This window comes from Marinobacter sp. C1S70 (assembly GCF_000475355.1).
GTDB classification, from domain to species: Bacteria; Pseudomonadota; Gammaproteobacteria; order Pseudomonadales; family Oleiphilaceae; genus Marinobacter; species Marinobacter nauticus.
On the sequence record NZ_AXBW01000018.1, the window covers coordinates 63,527 to 80,043 of the forward strand.

General features: G+C 58.4%; 17 protein-coding genes. 2 read left to right on the top strand and 15 right to left on the bottom strand.

All coding sequences use genetic code 11. The annotated features are described in order from the left end of the window. Nucleotides 1-111 precede the first annotated feature (111 nt). From Q669_RS06090 to flhA, 4 genes are all read right to left on the bottom strand, one after another. Entirely contained in the window at nt 112-855 is a 744-nt protein-coding gene (locus Q669_RS06090) for an RNA polymerase sigma factor FliA (protein WP_022991610.1), read from the bottom strand. Nucleotides 856-887: 32 nt separating this feature from the next. Continuing rightward, nucleotides 888-1,700, bottom strand: a complete 813-nt coding sequence (locus Q669_RS06095) for a MinD/ParA family protein (RefSeq protein ID WP_011785450.1) — start codon at nt 1,698-1,700, stop codon at nt 888-890. Between the two features lie 72 nt (nt 1,701-1,772). Beyond that, nucleotides 1,773-3,086 carry a flagellar biosynthesis protein FlhF gene (gene flhF, locus Q669_RS06100; RefSeq protein ID WP_022991611.1) on the bottom strand — a complete coding sequence of 438 codons (1,314 nt, stop codon included), beginning with the start codon at nt 3,084-3,086 and terminating at the stop codon, nt 1,773-1,775. A gap of 55 nt (nt 3,087-3,141) precedes the next feature. Further along, complete coding sequence (flhA, locus tag Q669_RS06105) at nt 3,142-5,316, bottom strand: flagellar biosynthesis protein FlhA (RefSeq protein WP_036148968.1); 2,175 nt, start codon at nt 5,314-5,316, stop codon at nt 3,142-3,144. Between the two features lie 223 nt (nt 5,317-5,539). Here flhA and upp point away from each other — a divergent pair, with 223 nt between their 5' ends. Both upp and Q669_RS06115 read left to right on the top strand, forming a co-directional pair. Next, a complete protein-coding gene (upp, locus tag Q669_RS06110; RefSeq protein ID WP_011785453.1) occupies nt 5,540-6,178 on the top strand; it encodes a uracil phosphoribosyltransferase in 639 nt (212 codons plus the stop codon). 2 nt (nt 6,179-6,180) lie between these two features. Then, the gene (locus Q669_RS06115; RefSeq protein WP_022991613.1) at nt 6,181-7,437 is read left to right on the top strand and encodes a uracil-xanthine permease family protein; all 1,257 of its coding nucleotides are present in this window, start codon (nt 6,181-6,183) and stop codon (nt 7,435-7,437) included. A gap of 52 nt (nt 7,438-7,489) precedes the next feature. On the opposite strand, the gene flhB is transcribed toward Q669_RS06115, so the two are convergent. From flhB to Q669_RS06170, 11 genes are all read right to left on the bottom strand, one after another. Continuing rightward, nucleotides 7,490-8,626 carry a flagellar biosynthesis protein FlhB gene (gene flhB / locus Q669_RS06120; RefSeq protein ID WP_011785455.1) on the bottom strand — a complete coding sequence of 379 codons (1,137 nt, stop codon included), beginning with the start codon at nt 8,624-8,626 and terminating at the stop codon, nt 7,490-7,492. A 2-nt stretch (nt 8,627-8,628) separates the two neighbouring features. Next, nucleotides 8,629-9,414, bottom strand: a complete 786-nt coding sequence (fliR, locus tag Q669_RS06125; RefSeq protein ID WP_022991614.1) for a flagellar biosynthetic protein FliR — start codon at nt 9,412-9,414, stop codon at nt 8,629-8,631. 4 nt (nt 9,415-9,418) lie between these two features. Further along, on the bottom strand, nt 9,419-9,688 hold the full coding sequence (gene fliQ, locus Q669_RS06130) for a flagellar biosynthesis protein FliQ (RefSeq protein WP_014421042.1): 270 nt from the start codon (nt 9,686-9,688) through the stop codon (nt 9,419-9,421). Between the two features lie 9 nt (nt 9,689-9,697). After that, nucleotides 9,698-10,459: a flagellar type III secretion system pore protein FliP gene (gene fliP / locus Q669_RS06135; RefSeq protein WP_011785458.1), complete on the bottom strand. Its 762-nt coding sequence runs from the start codon at nt 10,457-10,459 to the stop codon at nt 9,698-9,700. Between the two features lie 4 nt (nt 10,460-10,463). Beyond that, nucleotides 10,464-10,913, bottom strand: coding sequence for a flagellar biosynthetic protein FliO (gene fliO, locus Q669_RS06140; protein ID WP_022991615.1), 450 nt, complete (start codon nt 10,911-10,913; stop codon nt 10,464-10,466). 1 nt (nt 10,914) lies between these two features. Then, a complete protein-coding gene (gene fliN / locus Q669_RS06145) occupies nt 10,915-11,415 on the bottom strand; it encodes a flagellar motor switch protein FliN (protein ID WP_022991616.1) in 501 nt (166 codons plus the stop codon). Continuing rightward, a complete protein-coding gene (gene fliM, locus Q669_RS06150) occupies nt 11,408-12,406 on the bottom strand; it encodes a flagellar motor switch protein FliM (RefSeq protein WP_022991617.1) in 999 nt (332 codons plus the stop codon). The genes fliN and fliM overlap by 8 nt, the downstream gene beginning before the upstream one ends. 42 nt (nt 12,407-12,448) lie before the next feature. After that, complete coding sequence (gene fliL, locus Q669_RS06155; protein WP_022991618.1) at nt 12,449-12,952, bottom strand: flagellar basal body-associated protein FliL; 504 nt, start codon at nt 12,950-12,952, stop codon at nt 12,449-12,451. Nucleotides 12,953-13,133: 181 nt separating this feature from the next. Beyond that, a complete protein-coding gene (locus Q669_RS06160; protein WP_022991619.1) occupies nt 13,134-14,318 on the bottom strand; it encodes a flagellar hook-length control protein FliK in 1,185 nt (394 codons plus the stop codon). Nucleotides 14,319-14,415: 97 nt separating this feature from the next. After that, complete coding sequence (locus tag Q669_RS06165) at nt 14,416-14,766, bottom strand: Hpt domain-containing protein (protein ID WP_022991620.1); 351 nt, start codon at nt 14,764-14,766, stop codon at nt 14,416-14,418. A gap of 23 nt (nt 14,767-14,789) precedes the next feature. Then, nucleotides 14,790-16,514 carry a fused response regulator/phosphatase gene (locus tag Q669_RS06170; protein WP_022991621.1) on the bottom strand — a complete coding sequence of 575 codons (1,725 nt, stop codon included), beginning with the start codon at nt 16,512-16,514 and terminating at the stop codon, nt 14,790-14,792. Between the last annotated feature and the right edge of the window lie 3 nt (nt 16,515-16,517).

Here is a 16,517-nt window from a genome sequence, read left to right on the forward strand (position 1 = left end):
CTAGCAGGCTGCTACCTTAAGCGCTTATTGTGTGGTGTTTGCGCACGTTGTAAAGCATCGTTTACCAAAAGCTACACAGCTTGCTGAGAGAGAAACACAGCACCTGGCCGATCAGTCGTTGTCACCATCCCGCCACTCGGCCAGCCGGCTGCGAAGTCGCAACGCCGCCTGGCTGTGAATCTGGCTTACCCGGCTCTCACTGACCCCTAGCACCGCACCGATTTCCTTGAGGTTGAGCTCTTCCTGGTAATACAGGCTCAATACCAGCTTTTCACGCTCAGGCAACTGCTCAATGGCGTCTGCGAGACTTCGCTGGAAAGCGCCTGAAGCAATACCGTCCAGCGGATTATCACTCGCTTCTGCTTCTTCTATCGGCAGCTCGCCGGATTCATTGAGCTCATCAAGACTAAAAAGTCTACCGCTGTTAGCGTCGGCGAGTGAGGCATGGTACTCGTCCAGACCAATGCCAAGCTCTTCAGCTACTTCGGCATCCTGGGCCTCGCGCCCGGTACGATCTTCCACCTGCTTGATAGCACTGGCGATTCGCCGGGCGTTGCGATGCACTGAGCGGGGCACCCAGTCGCCTTTGCGGATCTCATCCACCATGGCGCCGCGGATGCGAATCCCTGCGTAGGTTTCAAAGGTGGCACCTTTGCCGGAAGAATAGCGCTGCGCGGCCTCCAGCAGGCCAATCATACCGGCCTGCATAAGGTCTTCCAGCTGCACTGATGGCGGCAGCCGGGCCATGAGATGAAGGGCGATTTTCTTGACCAGCGGCGCATGCTCTTCAATCAGGGCTGAAGGGCTCCTGGCGCCGGCCTGATGGTAAATTCCCAGATTTTTCGCCAATGTCATGTATCCGGTTTTCTTGTAGGACTGGATTCAGATCAGACTTCGACGAGCCGCTCCACGAAGAATTCGAGATGCCCCCTGGGAGAGGACGGCAAAGGCCAACTGTCCACTTTTTCGGCCAGAGCCCGGATAGCCAGCGAGGCTTTCGCCCTCGGATAGGCATCCAATACCGCTTTCTGTCTTTGGACGGCTTTCTTGACGGCCTCGTCGTAAGGCACGATACCTACATATTGTAGTGCCACATCCAGAAAACGCTCGGTGACCCGGGTCAGTTTTTCAAACAGATGGCGGCCTTCCTGCTCATTGCGGACCTGGTTTGCCAGGATACGGAAGCGGTTCGTGCCATAATCCCGGTTCATCAGCTTGATCAGCGCGTAGGCATCGGTAATGGAGGTAGGTTCGTCGCAGACCACCAGCAGAAGTTCCTGCGATGCCCTGAGGAAGCTGACCACCGATTCAGAAATACCTGCGGCGGTATCCACAATCAGAACGTCAATCTGATCGCCCAGCTCACTGAAAGCGTTGATCAGGCCGGCATGTTCCATGGCGCTGAGCTGGGTCATACGCTGGGTGCCGGAGGAAGCCGGTACAATCTTGATACCACCAGGACCATTCACCAGCACGTCTTTCAGATCACAATCGCCGCTGAGTACGTCTTGCAGATTTCGATTAGCGGTAATGCCGAGCAACACATCGATGTTGGCGAGCCCGAGATCCGCGTCCAGCAAGACAACCCGGCGCCCCTTCTGGGCCAGGGCGATACCGAGATTGACCGAAACATTGCTCTTGCCGACACCGCCCTTGCCGCCGGAAACCGCAATCACCTGAACCGGATGTGGTCTGCTCATACTGTTATCAGTCTCTTACTACGTTCTTGTACGGGCACGCGTGCCGGTGTTTTATTCTGTCGCCAACGAGGCTCAGGCACCTTCGGCGACTGCCTGTGCGCTCTGCACAGCCTTAAGCCGTTCTACGCCCAGGCGCACCAACGGAATGGCCTCCGCCCTCTGGAGATCTTCCGGTATCTTCTGGCCATCGGTGTACCAGGCCACCGGTAAGCTGGTCTCCATAACGAACCCGAGCGCTTCGCCCAGGGTCAGGGCCTCATCAATCTTGGTCATGATGCAGCCTGCAAGGCTTGCCATCTTATAGCAATGCCACACGGATTTCATGATACGTGGCTGACTGGTGGCGGAGACCACCAGATGTGTACGGATATTGTGATCGCTGCGAGCCAACTCCGCCAGTTGTTCCTGGTAACCGCGGTCGGCACTGGTCAGGCCGGCAGTGTCAATCAGCACCAGGTGTCGATCCGATAATTCATCAAGAATGTCATCCAGGGAATGGCTCTCATCCACCACACGCACGGGCACATTCAGGATGCGGCCGAACACGAACAGCTGCTCATGAGCGGCCACACGGTAGCGGTCGGTGGTGACCAGGGCCAACGAATCCGGACCATGCTCCAGCACGTATCGAGCCGCCAGCTTGCCAATGGTGGTGGTTTTGCCAGACCCGGTTGGCCCGACCAGGGCATAGATACCGCCGGCATCAAGCCAGTCTTCGCGACCGGTACGAACGCCGGTCGCCAGCATTTTCAGTGACTGCTTCCAGCCGTCCTCCAGACGCCCGGCCCGGTGCCGACGGGACAGAGAGCCGGCCAGCTCCGCGCCCAAACCGAACTCCTGCAGGCGCTCGGCCAATCGTTGCTGAACTGCGCTGTTACCGGCCGGCGTGGCAGTCGCAGCCTTACCACTGACCAGATCACGCAGAGAGCTGATTTCGGCACGCATACTGGCCAGTTCATCGGCATAGCCACCGGCGCCTGATTCGCTACCCGCAACCGGCTTTGCCAGCGCTTCATCACTGAGACGTGACGCCGGAAAATCGGCCGTCTCGAAAGACAAGGACGACGCCACGCCACCTGAGGCGCCACTTCCTGCGCGCTTTTCCCGAACCTCACGAATGCGACTGCGGGACCGGTTCAGCTCCTCTTCCAGCCGACGATGCTGCTCCGCCTGCATCTCGGCCAGCCGGGAGCCGTTGGTGGCTTCAACCGCCCTTTCGCCCAGACGCTGGCGCGCCATGTTTTCGTCGTAGTCGAGTGCCGTCACGATCTCAACGCCACCATCAACGCGGCGGTTAGACAGAATAACGGCATCCGGCCCCATTTCGTGGCTTACCTGCTTCAGGGCCTCAGCCATGGACTGCGCAAAAAACCGTTTTACTTTCATGCTGTTTCATCCTCCCACCGGCAAGCACTCTGGCTTTCCGCGATGCTCCGTCGGTTTATTGACCCACAGAAGCGACTATCGTGATCTGTTTGTTATCCGGGATTTCCTGGTAAGAGAGCACATGCAAACGCTCTACCCCGTAGCTGGCAAACTTCGCCAATACTGGCCGCAAGGGCCCCGAAACCAGCAGGATGGCGGGCTTGCCAAGCATTTCCTGGCGCTGCACGCTGTCCTGAAGGGATCGTTGCAGCTTTTCCACCATGTTGGGCTCAAGCACCAGACCAATGTCATCCTGACCGCCGGATTGTTGACTCTGCTGAACAGACTTCAGCAATAACTGTTCCAGGTCTGGATCCAACGTGATAACAGGGATTTCGGCGTCGTTGCCACAAATACTCTGAACAATCATCCGGCGCAGCGCCTGGCGGGCTACCGTGGTCAGTACTTTCGGGTCCTGACTCTTTGGATGCACGTTCACGATGGCCTCGGCAATGGAGCGCATATCCCGCACCGGCACTTCTTCTTTCAACAGGTTCTGCAAAACTTTCAACAGGATGCTGATGGAAATCGTGGTCGGCACCAGTTCCTCCGCCAGCTTGGGCGAAATCTTCTCCAACTGGTCCAGCCACTTCTGGGCTTCTTCGTGGCCAATCAGTTCATGAGCGTGTTTCTGCAGGATCTGATTCAGATGTGTCGCCACCACGGTACTCGCATCCACCACGGTGTAACCCAGGGTCTGGGCCTGATCCTTCCTATCGGACTCAATCCAGATGGCGTCCAGGCCGAAGGCGGGGTCCTTGCCGGCAATGCCTTCAACTTTGCCAAACACCTGCCCCGGATCAATGGCCAGCTCCCGCTCCGGATGGATCTCGGCCTCGGCAATGGTCACGCCCATCAGGGTAATCCGGTAGACGTTCGGCATAAGATCCAGGTTGTCGCGAATGTGCACCGAGGGCATGAGGAAGCCCAGATCCTGCGAAAGCTTCTTACGAACCCCCTTGATCCGACTGAGCAATTGTCCACCCTGGGATTTGTCTACCAGCGGAATCAGGCGGTAGCCCACTTCCAGCCCGACAATGTCCACCGTGGCCACGTCATCCCATCCGAGCTCGCGGGTTTCCCCCGGCGCCGGCAGTGCCTGCCCCTCGCCGCCCGGACGATCCGGAGAAATTTCCGCACCCTGCCGGGCCGCACCACCCGCCATGCCGCCACGACCAACAAAGCCACCTTCATCCTCAACCGTTTGCTGCTGTTTCTTCCAGATAAACCAGGCTGCGCCGGCGGCCAGCAAACCAAGGCCGAGAAACGCGATGTGGGGCATGCCCGGAATCAGGCCCAGCAGAATCAGGATACCCGCCGCAATACCCAACGCCTTGGGAGCGCTGAACATCTGCTGAATGATCTGGCCACCCATGTCCTGGCTGGACGTTACCCGGGTAACCATGATGGCGGCCGACGTGGAGAGCAACAGCGAGGGAATCTGGGCCACCAGACCATCACCGATGGTCAGCAGAGCATAACGCTCCATTGCCAGACCAAAATCCAACCCGTGCTGCATCATGCCGATAGCCACACCACCAACGATGTTGATGGCCAGAATCAGCAAACCGGCAACAGCATCGCCTTTCACGAACTTCGAGGCACCGTCCATGGAACCGTAAAAATCGGCTTCCTGGGCGATTTCCGAACGGCGATGCTTGGCCTCGTCCTGATTGATCAGCCCGGCATTCAGATCGGCATCAATCGCCATCTGCTTGCCAGGCATGGCATCCAGAGTGAAGCGGGCACTGACCTCAGACACCCGGCCGGCACCTTTGGTGACAACCAGGAAGTTGATGATCATAAGGATGGCGAAAACCACCAGACCAACAGCGTAGTTTCCCCCAATCAGGACTTCACCAAAGGACTCGATGACTTTACCGGCAGCATCACCGCCCTCATGGCCGTTCAGCAATACAATCCGGGTGGACGCCACGTTCAGGCCCAGCCGCAACAGGGTGGCCACCAGCAATACCGTGGGAAACGAGGCAAATTCCATCGGCCGCATGGCGTACACACAGACCAGCAGAATGACGATGGACAGAGTGATATTGAAGGTGAAGAACACATCCAGCAGGAACGCAGGCATGGGCAGAATCATCATGCCAAGCAGCCCCATCAGCATCAGGGGGATGCCGAGGTTCCCCCGCGTCAGGGATTTGACGTTGTTAAGGACTAGAGCTCTGTCCATGCCGGGTCTGTCTCCACGTATCTGTGCCTGCGGGCATTTTCCGGGTCGAAAATCTGACACCAGGGGTCGCTTTCCGGGTGGTATCGCAAGAACCGTACCAGCCCTTGCAAAATTTGACGTCTGCGCACCTTTCAACGCCTGACGCAGCGGCCCAGATACGGTATCCTTTCGCCATTTGCATTATCCCGATTCAAGCCAGAAACCCGAACACACAGGTGACCCCATGCCGATCCATGAAGTGAAGCACCCTCTGATCCGCCACAAGCTCGGCCTCATGCGCCGCGCCGACATCAGTACCAAAAACTTCCGAGAGCTGGCACAGGAAGTTGGCGCGTTGCTGACTTACGAGGCCACCAAAGACTTCAATCTTCAGGAAAAAACCATTGAGGGCTGGGCCGGCCCGGTCTCCGTGGAGCAGATCCACGGCAAGAAGGTAACCATCGTGCCCATCCTACGTGCCGGTCTGGGCATGCTGGACGGTGTCCTGAGCCTGATTCCGGTGGCCCGGGTGAGCGTGGTTGGCCAGATCCGCAACGAAGACACCCTCGAAGCGGAAACCTACCTGGAAAAACTGGTAGGCGAGCTGGATCAGCGCATGGCCCTGATCATCGATCCGATGCTGGCTACCGGCGGCTCCATGATTTCCACCATCGATTTGCTCAAGAAGGCCGGCAGCACCGAAATCCGGGCCCTGGTTCTGGTGGCTGCGCCGGAGGGCGTGGAAAAGGTTCTGGAAAAACACCCGGACGTGTCCATCTACACCGCGTCGGTGGATGAGCGCCTGAACGAGAAAGGCTACATTCTGCCGGGCCTGGGTGATGCCGGCGACAAGATCTTCGGCACCAAGCAGAAGGACGTCTGAGCATGCAGGACCATAACAACGATCCGGTCTGGAAACAGGCTATTGCCGGTTCCCAGATGCTGCTGGTGGCTTTTGGCGCCCTGGTACTGATGCCACTGATTACCGGCCTGGACCCGAACGTCGCGCTGTTCACTGCCGGCCTGGGCACTCTGATTTTTCACATTGTCACCGGTGGCCAGATCCCGATCTTCCTGGCTTCATCGTTCGCGTTCATCGCGCCCGTGCTGGCCTCCAAAGGCCGCTTTGGCCTGGAAGAAACCCTCGGTGGCCTGATGGCCGCAGGCATTCTGTATATCATTCTGTCCGGGGCGATTCGCCTGCGTGGTACCGGCTTCATTACCCGGCTGCTGCCTCCGGTGGTGATTGCACCGGTCATCATGACCATAGGCCTGGGGTTGGCTCCGGTAGCAGTGTTTATGGCTACAGGCAAAACCGGTGACGGCCAGACTCAGCTGGTGCCCTACAACACTGCCATATGGATTGCCATGATCTCTTTGGCCGTGACCATCATCATGTCGGTCTGGGCCAAGGGCATTTTCCGGCTGATCCCGATCATGTTCGGTGTCCTCGTGGGTTACCTTCTCTCTGCCATCATGGGCATTGTTGACACAACGCCGATCCAGCAGGCTGAGTGGCTGGCAATGCCAAACTTCGTAGCACCGGCGTTCAGCTGGGGCGCTATCCTGTTCATGATTCCGGTCGCCATCGCACCGGCCATCGAACACATCGGCGACGTTCTGGCCATCGGTAACGTTACCCGCAAGAACTATCTGGAAAAACCGGGCTTGCACCGTACCCTGCTGGGTGATGGTCTGGCCACCAGCGCTGCCTCGCTGCTTGGCGGTCCTCCCAACACCACGTATTCCGAGGTAACCGGTGCGGTGATGCTGACCAAGAACTTCAACCCGAGAGTTATGTGGTGGGCGGCGGTGGTTGCCATTGTTCTGGCGTTTGTCGGCAAGTTCGGCGCCGCGTTGCAGACCATTCCGGTACCGGTTATGGGCGGCATCCTCTGCCTGCTGTTCGGTTCAATCGCCGTTGTCGGCCTGAATACCCTGATCCGACATCAGGTGGATCTGTCCCAGTCCCGTAATCTGGTGATCGTAGGCGTGACCCTGGTCTTTGGTATCGGCAACATGGCGCTGGGCCAACTGGAAGGCATCGCCCTGTGCGCAGTGGTTGCCATCATCCTTAACCTGATCCTGCCGGGCGAACGGGAAGCCTGGGGCAAGCGGATTCACGAGCACGAATCCAGCTGACCCCGCGGAAAGCAATACCCTGCCTCTATTCCGGTCCCCGGAATATAGGGCTTCAGATATCACGCCGCATATCGGGCGGAATCGGGAAGTCCGGCATGCCGGGCTTCGGCCCCCGGCCCTTGCGGAACTGACGCAACTGGAAGACGTAGGCCAGCACCTGAGCAATGGCCATGTACAGGCCGTCCGGAATCTCTTCACCAATATCGGTATTGTGATACACCGCCCGTGTCAGCGGCGGTGTTCGCAGCACCTCGACCTTGTTCTCCCTGGCAATTTCCATAATCTTGAAGGCCACCTCGTCTGCCCCCTTGGCTACCACCACTGGCGCGCCCATGGTTTTCTGATCGTACTTCAATGCCACGGCATAGTGTGTCGGGTTGGTAATCACCACATCGGCCTTGGGAACATCCTGCATCATCCGGCGCTGGGCCATCTCCCGCTGGAGCTGGCGAATCTTGCCTTTGACCTCCGGCTTGCCCTCGGTGTCCTTGTATTCGTCCTTGACCTCCTGCTTGGTCATACGGAGCTTTTTCTGGTGATCGTAGATCTGGAAAGGCACATCGATGGCGGCAATGGCAATGGTGGCGCAGGACAGGAAGAAGAAACTCCAGCCCAGGGTCCACAGCACGTGCTCCATGGCAGGTACGGTCGGCTCTTCGGCAATCGCAAGCAAGTCTTCGGTGCGAAGGTTCAGAATCAGGATGGCGACCGCCATCACCAGGCCCACTTTGGCAATGGCCTTGACCAGCTCGATCAGAGAGCGCATGGAGAACATTCGTCCCAGGCCCTTGATCGGATCCATCCGGTTGAATTTCGGTGCGATGGCCTTGGCACTGAACAGCAGACCGCCAATGCCAATGGAGCCGGCAATGGCGGCAATCAGCAACATCACCAGTATCGGTGACAGCGCCCAGGCGGCCTCTTTGGCCGCCAGTATCAGTTGAACACTCATATGCCGGGTATCAAAAATTGCTGAGCGCTCGATTACGAAGGAGTCGCGCATGATGGACTCAATAGATGCGCCAAGCGACGTACCAAAAATCAGAAGCCCGCCAGCGCCGGCCAGCAATACCGCCATGGTGGCCAGTTCCTTGGAACGGGCCGTCTGGCCCTCCTCCTTGGCCTTTTCCAGGCGTCGGGGGGTAGGCTCTTCGGTTTTTTCCTGACTGTTGTCGTTCTCTTCGGCCATGGTCAGGGTTGCCCTTGCAGAGCGCGCATGAAATCAAACGTTTCCCGCGTGTACTGATCGAAGTGTGGCAGGAAATTGGCGTGTAAGACCCAGATAGCAAACAACCCAAAAATCAGGCCAATCGGAAAGCCGAGGGCGAAGATGTTCATCTGAGGCGCCGCACGGGTCATTACACCGAAAGAGATGTTCACAATCAGAACCGCAGTCACGGCCGGCAATGCCAGCAACATGGCAGAGGCAAACATCCATGAAATGCGATGGGCCAGAGCCCACACGCCATCCTGCCCCAGCCCCTCCAGGCCAATAGGCAAGGTGTAGAAACTCTCGATGAACACCTCGAAGGCCACCAGATGGCCATTCATCACCAGAAACAGCAAAGTAATGGTGATGGTGTAGATCTGAGCCAACACTGGCACGTTAACACCATTGGCGGGGTCTACCATGGAGGCAAAGCCCAGGCCCATCTGCATGGCAATCATCTGCCCGGCGATCACAAACAACTGCCAGAGTGCGGTCAGCGCGAAGCCCAGGCCGATACCAATCAGGATCTGCTGCAGCGTGATGACGACCGCGTCGGCACTTAGCGCTTCCACCTGGGGAACGGGAGGGATCATGGGCACAATCAGGATCGTCATCAGTAGCGCCAGCCCCAGCCTCACCCTCGCAGGCACCAGTTGAGTACCGAAAATAGGGATGACCATGAGAAAACTGGCCAGCCGGAATAATGGCCAGATATGCTGCCCCACCCACTGGCCGATCAGATCTGCACTGAACTCCGCCGGCAGCATGGGCTCAGCCGATCAGATAGGGAATGCGGGAGATCAGCCCGTTGGCGTGGTCCAGCAAGGTGGTCAGCATCCAGGGCCCGGCGGCAATGATCACGATCAGTGTGATCAGAAGGCGAGGCAGGAAACTGAGGGTCTGTTCGTTGATCTGGGTGGCAGCCTGGAAGGTACTGACCACAAGACCAATCGCCAGCCCCGGCCCGATGATGACGGCAGACAGCAAAACAATCAGCCAGAGCGCTTCTCGCAGTATGTCGATAACCGTTTCCGGAGTCATGATTGCCTCCTAGATCCCGTAGCTGGCGGCCAGGGTACCCATGATCAGGGCCCAGCCATCCACCAGCACAAACAGCATGATTTTAAACGGCAGCGAAATGATAATGGGTGACAGCATCATCATACCCATGGCCATCAGAACACTGGCCACCACCATGTCGATGATCAGGAATGGTATAAACAGAATAAACCCGATCTGGAACGCCGTCTTCAGTTCACTGGTGACAAACGCCGGCATCAGAATCCAGAAAGACACGTCCTGCGGTGTTTCATACTGAACATCGGCAATCCTCATGAACAGCGCCAGGTCGTCTTCTCGAGTCTGCTCCAGCATAAACTTGCGAAACGGTTGGCTGGCCAGTTCCACTGCCTCCAGTGAAGTCACCTCTTCCTGCAGGTAAGGTTGCAGGCCCACCCGGTTCGCCTCTTCCAGTACCGGCTTCATGATAAAAATGCTCAGAAACAGCGCCAGCCCCAGCAAAATCTGGTTGGAGGGTGTGGCCTGTAGCCCCAGAGCCTGACGAAGAATCGCAAAGACCACGATGATCCGGGTAAACGAGGTCATCATCATCAGCATGGCCGGCAGGAAGGTCAGCGCGGTCATCAGCGCCAGGATCTGCAGGGTTACCGAGTACTCCTCGGTGCCGTTCTCGCCGGGCTCAACCGTAAATGCCGGAATGCCGGGCAGATCAGCCTGGGCCAGGGCGGGAAGACAAAGGCCGGCAATCAGCGCAAGCCAGGGAAAACCGCGTTTGAGAATGGCCACCACCATGACGTTAGTCTTTCCTCTCTGGCGCTGACCAGGATTTGCCAATCATGGACTGCAGCTTGCGGGCGAAGTCACTGGAGCCGGCATTGCCGGCATCCACCACCGGCTGATCAAATACATGCAGGGTCCTGATCGTGCTGGGAGTAATACCAAGCAGAATCTGCTGCTGCCCCACTTCCACCAGCGCAATACGTTCCCTGGCACCGATAGCCAGCACAGACACCACCTTGATGGCGTTGTTGTTCATACCGGTCATGCCGCCCATCCGACGGATCAGCCAGGCACAACCATAAATGATGGCCACCACTGCCAGCAGGCCCGCTCCCAGGCTCAGTATCGTCGCCACAGTATCCGGGGCACGCCCACCAAAGGTGGCGATTTCGCCCGCCTTTGCCGTTTCCTCGGCCAACAGCGGCAGCGGAGCCCACAACAGCAACCAGCCCGTCAGTCTTGTCATATTATTTCTGCAGCCGTTTGATTCGCTCGCCCGGGCTGATCACGTCCGTCAACCGGATACCAAACTTCTCATTGACCATGACCACCTCACCGTGGGCGATCAGGGTGCCATTGACCAACACATCCAGTGGCTCGCCCGCCAGCCGGTCCAGTTCGATCACCGAGCCCTGGTTCAGCTGGAGCAGATTGCGTATCGGAATCTGGGTGTTGCCCACTTCCATGGAGATGGTGACGGGGATATCCAGGATCACGTCGATGTCCGGAGACTCGCCACCACCAGCGCCCTGGTCCGCGCCAAACTCCTCCATGTGCGCGGTACGCACGTCCTGGCGTTCGGCTTCAGGTTGGTCGTCGCCACCTTCAGCCTCAGCCATAGCCGCTGCCCACTCGTCTTCCCGGGAGCCCTCTGCATCGCCAGACTCGTCCATTGCCGCTTCCCACTCGGCCGCCAGCTTTTCGTCTTCGCTGAGTTCCTGCTCGTCTTTCTTGTCGTCGTCAGCCATTGCGTCCCACCTTCAGTTGTTTCTTTACCTTGGGCAACTTGGCCCGGTCGTGAATCCTCAGCGCCAGCTTACCGTCGCGGGTGCCCAGCGTTGCCTTGTAGATTGGAATACCATTGGCGGTCACCGTCAGGTGCTCGGGAATCTCTACCGGAATCACATCGCCAGCTTTCATCCGGGCAATGTCACGCAACGATATGCGGCGCCGGCAGACGGTGGTATTGATGGGCACATTGACCTCTTTGATGTCCTCCTGCAAGGCGTTTACCCAGCGTTCGTCGACATCATCAACATCACTCTGCACACCCGCATCCAGCACATCGCGGATTGGCTCGATCATGGAATACGGCAGTGCGAAATGAAGTTCGCCGCCCCCCCCATCGAGTTCAATATGGAAGGTGCTGACCACGACCACTTCGCTCGGGCTGACGATGTTGGCCATGGCCGGGTTGACTTCCGAGCTGAGGTATTCGAATTCCACCTGCAAGACCGCATGCCAGGCTTCTTTCATATCGTGGAAGACCTGATTCAGTACCATTTGCACAATTCGGGTTTCGGTCGGTGTGAATTCCCGACCCTCGATCTTGGCATGGCGGCCCTCACCACCGAAGAAGTTGTCCACCAGTTTGAACACCAGCTTGGCGTCCAGCACGAACAGGGATGTACCGCGTAACGGGCGAACCTTGCACAGGTTAAGGCTGGTGGGTACGTACAGGGTATGGATGTACTCACCGAACTTCATGATCTGGACACCGCCGGTGGAGACATCGGCATTGCGGCGCAGCAGGTTGAACAGACTAATACGGGTATAGCGGGCAAAACGCTCGTTGATCATCTCGAGCGTTGGCATGCGGCCACGGACGATCCGATCCTGGCTGGCGAGGTCGTAGTTCTTTACGCCGGTATCATCGGTCTCTTCATAGGTATCGATGTCACCATCATCCACCCCGTGGAGGAGGGCATCGATCTCGTCCTGTGACAGTAAATCCTGCATACCTGTTCCTGCCCCTAACTGTTGGTTATCCGCCCGGTATGATTACTGAACCACAAAATTCCGGAACAATACCCGGTCGATTGCCGGCTCCCCTTCCTGCTCCAGCACCTGGTTCACAGTCTGCAGCATGCTGTCGGCCAGCGTCTGACGACCTTCCGGCGTTTGCAACTGCATGAAGTCGCTGCTGCCCAGCACCATCACCAGTTGGCTGCGGATAAGTGGCATATGAACATCAGCAGCGGCCAGTGCCGCAGGATCTTTGGCTTCGAATGACACATAGACCTGGGCATAGCGCTGGCGACCCTGCGCCTGAACGGTAGTCACCAGGGCTTTCTCAATTTCGGTATAACTGCTGGCGACAAACGCGGGCTCTGCCGAAGTCGTGGTTTCGGCGTCATCATCTGCGCCGGGCAATCCTCCGCCCAGGAACCAGAGTGTCCCGACCACGGAAAGACCCACCGCCAGGATAATGATGATCACCAGCATGATGATCAGTTTCAGCTTGCCTTTTTTGGCAGGCGCTTCGGTCGCAGTATTTTCGGCCATAACACTCGCTTGTCACTTTTTTGGCGTCCGGGAAGCTCCGAACAACCTTTCTCCGATGTGATGCAAAGGCCGGGCCAGACAGCCCATCCCCTGTTGTCAGAACCGCAGTTTAGCGTTGCCGGAGGGGATGGGCAAAGAAGTCGGAAGACAGCAGGCTGAATTGGTCAGAAATCATCCGGGCTCAGGCAAAGACGTCCACTTCACCCCGCCAGCCCAGATCAAGCTGGCCGGTGCTCAACGACTCTGCATCAGCATCGTGGCTGGCCAGTGATGATCCACCAGAAGACCGACCATCGCCCTCACCGGCCTCACCACTCTCGCCACCGGCCTGCTGACCGCCCTGGTCAGAGACATCAAACTGCCCCAGGGACAACCCCTGTTCACCCAGCATGTCGCGGAGCCGATGGGAGTGCTGTTCGAGCTGCTCCCTCACCACCGGGTTGGCCGCATGCACGGTGACGCTGGCCTGATCGTTGTGGACTTTCACCTTGACTTCCATTGGCCCCATATCCGGAGGGGTGAGGTGTATTTCGGCAACCGACATATTGCGGGCGGTCAGCCAACTGAGCTTGCCCATGACCTTGTCGCCCCACTCCGCCTGTCCAACCGGCACATCCACCGAGGTGGTGTAGCCCCGGAGCGGAATGTTGCCGTCCGCAGCCAGTTTTCCGGGCTGTGCTGCCTGCTGCGCTGCGGTTTCCATTACACTCTGGAATCTCGGATTGGAGAGCAGACTGGTCGGATCAACGGGGCGGGCGCTCTCAGCGCTTGTCGCACCGGCAAGCAGGTCTGTTAGCTGCATGCCCGGAGCCAGAGCGGTGCTGCCTCCCCCGGCAGTTGTTTGCCCCGGCAGGCCCTTGATCAGTCCGGAAGTGGCCTGAGTTCCTGTGAGCGCCATACTTGAAGCCAGGCTCTCAGGCCCGCCCGTACCGGCTTGGTTGGCGGCTGCAGGATACAGCGACTGAAGATTGGCAAATGTCAGGGGCATCAGCGGTTCGGCAACGACCAGGGCATCGTCTGCCTCAGTATCGCTGGTATTGCTGGTGTCACTGGCCGAGGAAGGACGGGCCGGTGAATCGGAGTCCGCTACCTGCGTTTGGTCAGTGGGCGTATCGTTTTTTTCTGGCCGGGCACTGGAGGCTTCAGCTTTCTCATCAGTCCGGTCGGCTGTCTTGCGTTCCTGCGCGGCATCAGGCTGATCCCGACGTTCGGCGCGCTTGGCATCCATCCGCTTCTGCTCGGCCCTGGACAGCTCGTCAAAACGACTGTCACCGGCCTCCGGGTCCTTCCGGCCCTGCGAATTCGCTGCACCGACCTCTGGCTGACTCGTTTTCGCCGGTGCCTGGGGAAGTATGGTCTGTTGCATGGCAACCTCTTGCCGCTTTAGATCTCAGGTAGCCCCTGTTCGGAGCGTCTTCCTGCGAGCTGCAAAAGCGGTGCCAAACCTTCACACGGGCTGACGTTCAGGCCTCCTGGCCAAAGTTCAGCAAACGCTGGGCTACCTCCGAAAACTCGGCCTCAATCCGTTCAAGCACTGCAGGGGCCTGTTCCAGAGTGGCGTCATTGCCCAGTTGCTCGGCCTCAAAACACAGTCCTCCGAGCCTGGGAGCACCGATATTGATGCAACTGCCCTTGAAGCTGTGCGCGGTCTTGGCGAAGTGCTCAGGGTCAGCCGTTGCCAGCGCATCTCTCAGGTCGTCAATGCGTGAACGGGAGTCTGCCAGGTAGGTCTGGATCAGGACATCAAACTCATCTTCCATCACATCCTGCAGTTCGGCCAGTGCCTCCACGTCAAGATGGGGTTTGTCGTTCATTCGCTATCCTCATTTGTCGCCACTCAGGCGCCAGTGGGTATGGTCGCGTCGGGAAACCACCAATCATAGACGATTTCCACACGATTTCCCCGGCCATGAACCTTCAGATTTCGCGTCATACGCCGGAGGATCTCAAGCCCCCGCCCCGCATATCGGCCGGTCGAAGCCATCTGCTGGTGCGCCACTGTGTCCGAATATTCTGTAAAATCAAAACCATCACCACTGTCTTCACAGACAACGGTAAGGGTACCTCCACCCTCCCTGGGCTGATGCTCAAGAGAAAACCGTACGAAATGCCCATCGGTGTTACCCAGTCTGCGCGTTCGCTCCTGGTAATAACGGCTGAAGCCGCCAGGTGACGTCTTCCACTCAGAGGACAAGGCCAGAACGCCATGTTCAAGGGCATTGTTATAGAGTTCCGACAACAGGGTGTAGACCTCGCCGCTGCGGCTCCTCAGGCCGGGCACTTCCATACAGATATGCAGCATAAGCGGCAGTGGATTGAAGTCTGCCAGGGTCTGTTCCCGCAGCTCATAGACGCAGTGCCAGTCCGCCGGCCCAGTCAGCGCCGATTCCGGAATCTTGTCCGGCATTGCCTCTGGCGCCTCCGCCCGGACCATTTGCAAACAGCAAAGCGTCAGGTCATCGGCCAGCTCTGGCTTTCCGGTATGCTGTTGCATTCTCGCCAGCAGGGCCTCGAACGGCTCCTGCCCTGTTTCCAGCCCGGCCAGCACGCTCAGGACACCTTCCTCGCCCAGACTTTCACCCGCACTGTTGGGTGCTTCGGGGAGCCCGTCGGTCATCATCACCAGCCAGTCGCCCGGTGCAGCGTCCAGCACCGTCATGGAGGCCGAAAACTGGTCCGGCTCCCGGACACCCAGCGGCAGATGCCGGGACGGAATGGCGACACGGTCGCCTCCGGCACGCAACAGCCAGCCATCCGGCAAGCCACCATTCCAGACACGCAGGCTGTTGTGTTTGAAGTCAGCCTCAACCATCAAACCACAACAGAACATGCCTACCGGCAGTATTCGCCGAAGCTTGCGGTTAATTTCCCGGAGGACATCCGGGGCGCCAAAGCCTTTGGCCGCCATCCCGTAGAAGATTTCAGCAACCGGCATGGCGCCAATGGCGGCAGGTAATCCGTGCCCGGTGAAATCACCCAGAAACACCAGAGTGCCGCCCCCGGGGCGCTGAGCCGCAAACAATACATCGCCGTTGAAAACCGAGAGGGGGAATGCATGGTGGCGGATGTTGGGGGCATCCAGACAACCGGTATGGGCAATGTTATCGAACACCCGCCGAGCCGTTCGCTGCTCGTCCAGCATCTGCTGATTCTGGCGCCGAATATGGTCACGCTGGTCCGACAATGCCTGGTGCAACCCCCTCATACGATTAAACGCGTTGATCTTCGCTTCAAGAATCACGCGATTGTAGGGTTTGACGAGAAAGTCGTCGCCGCCGGCTTCAAGACACCGGGCCAGATCGCCCGCCCCCGACAGGGAGGTGAGAAAGATGAGCGGCACCAGGCGCTCGCCTGCCAGAGCCTTGATCTGACGAGCGGCCTCCATTCCGTCCATCCGCGGCATCAGGGCGTCCAGCAACACCAGATCCGGCTGGGTCTCCCGGAACAGATCCACCGCCTCGGTACCGTCTTCGGCTTCAATCACGGTATGGCCCAGGCGGCTTACCAGCCGCGCCAGAATCAACCTGTCGCTGGCACTGTCCTCGGCAAGAAGTACCTTCAAGGG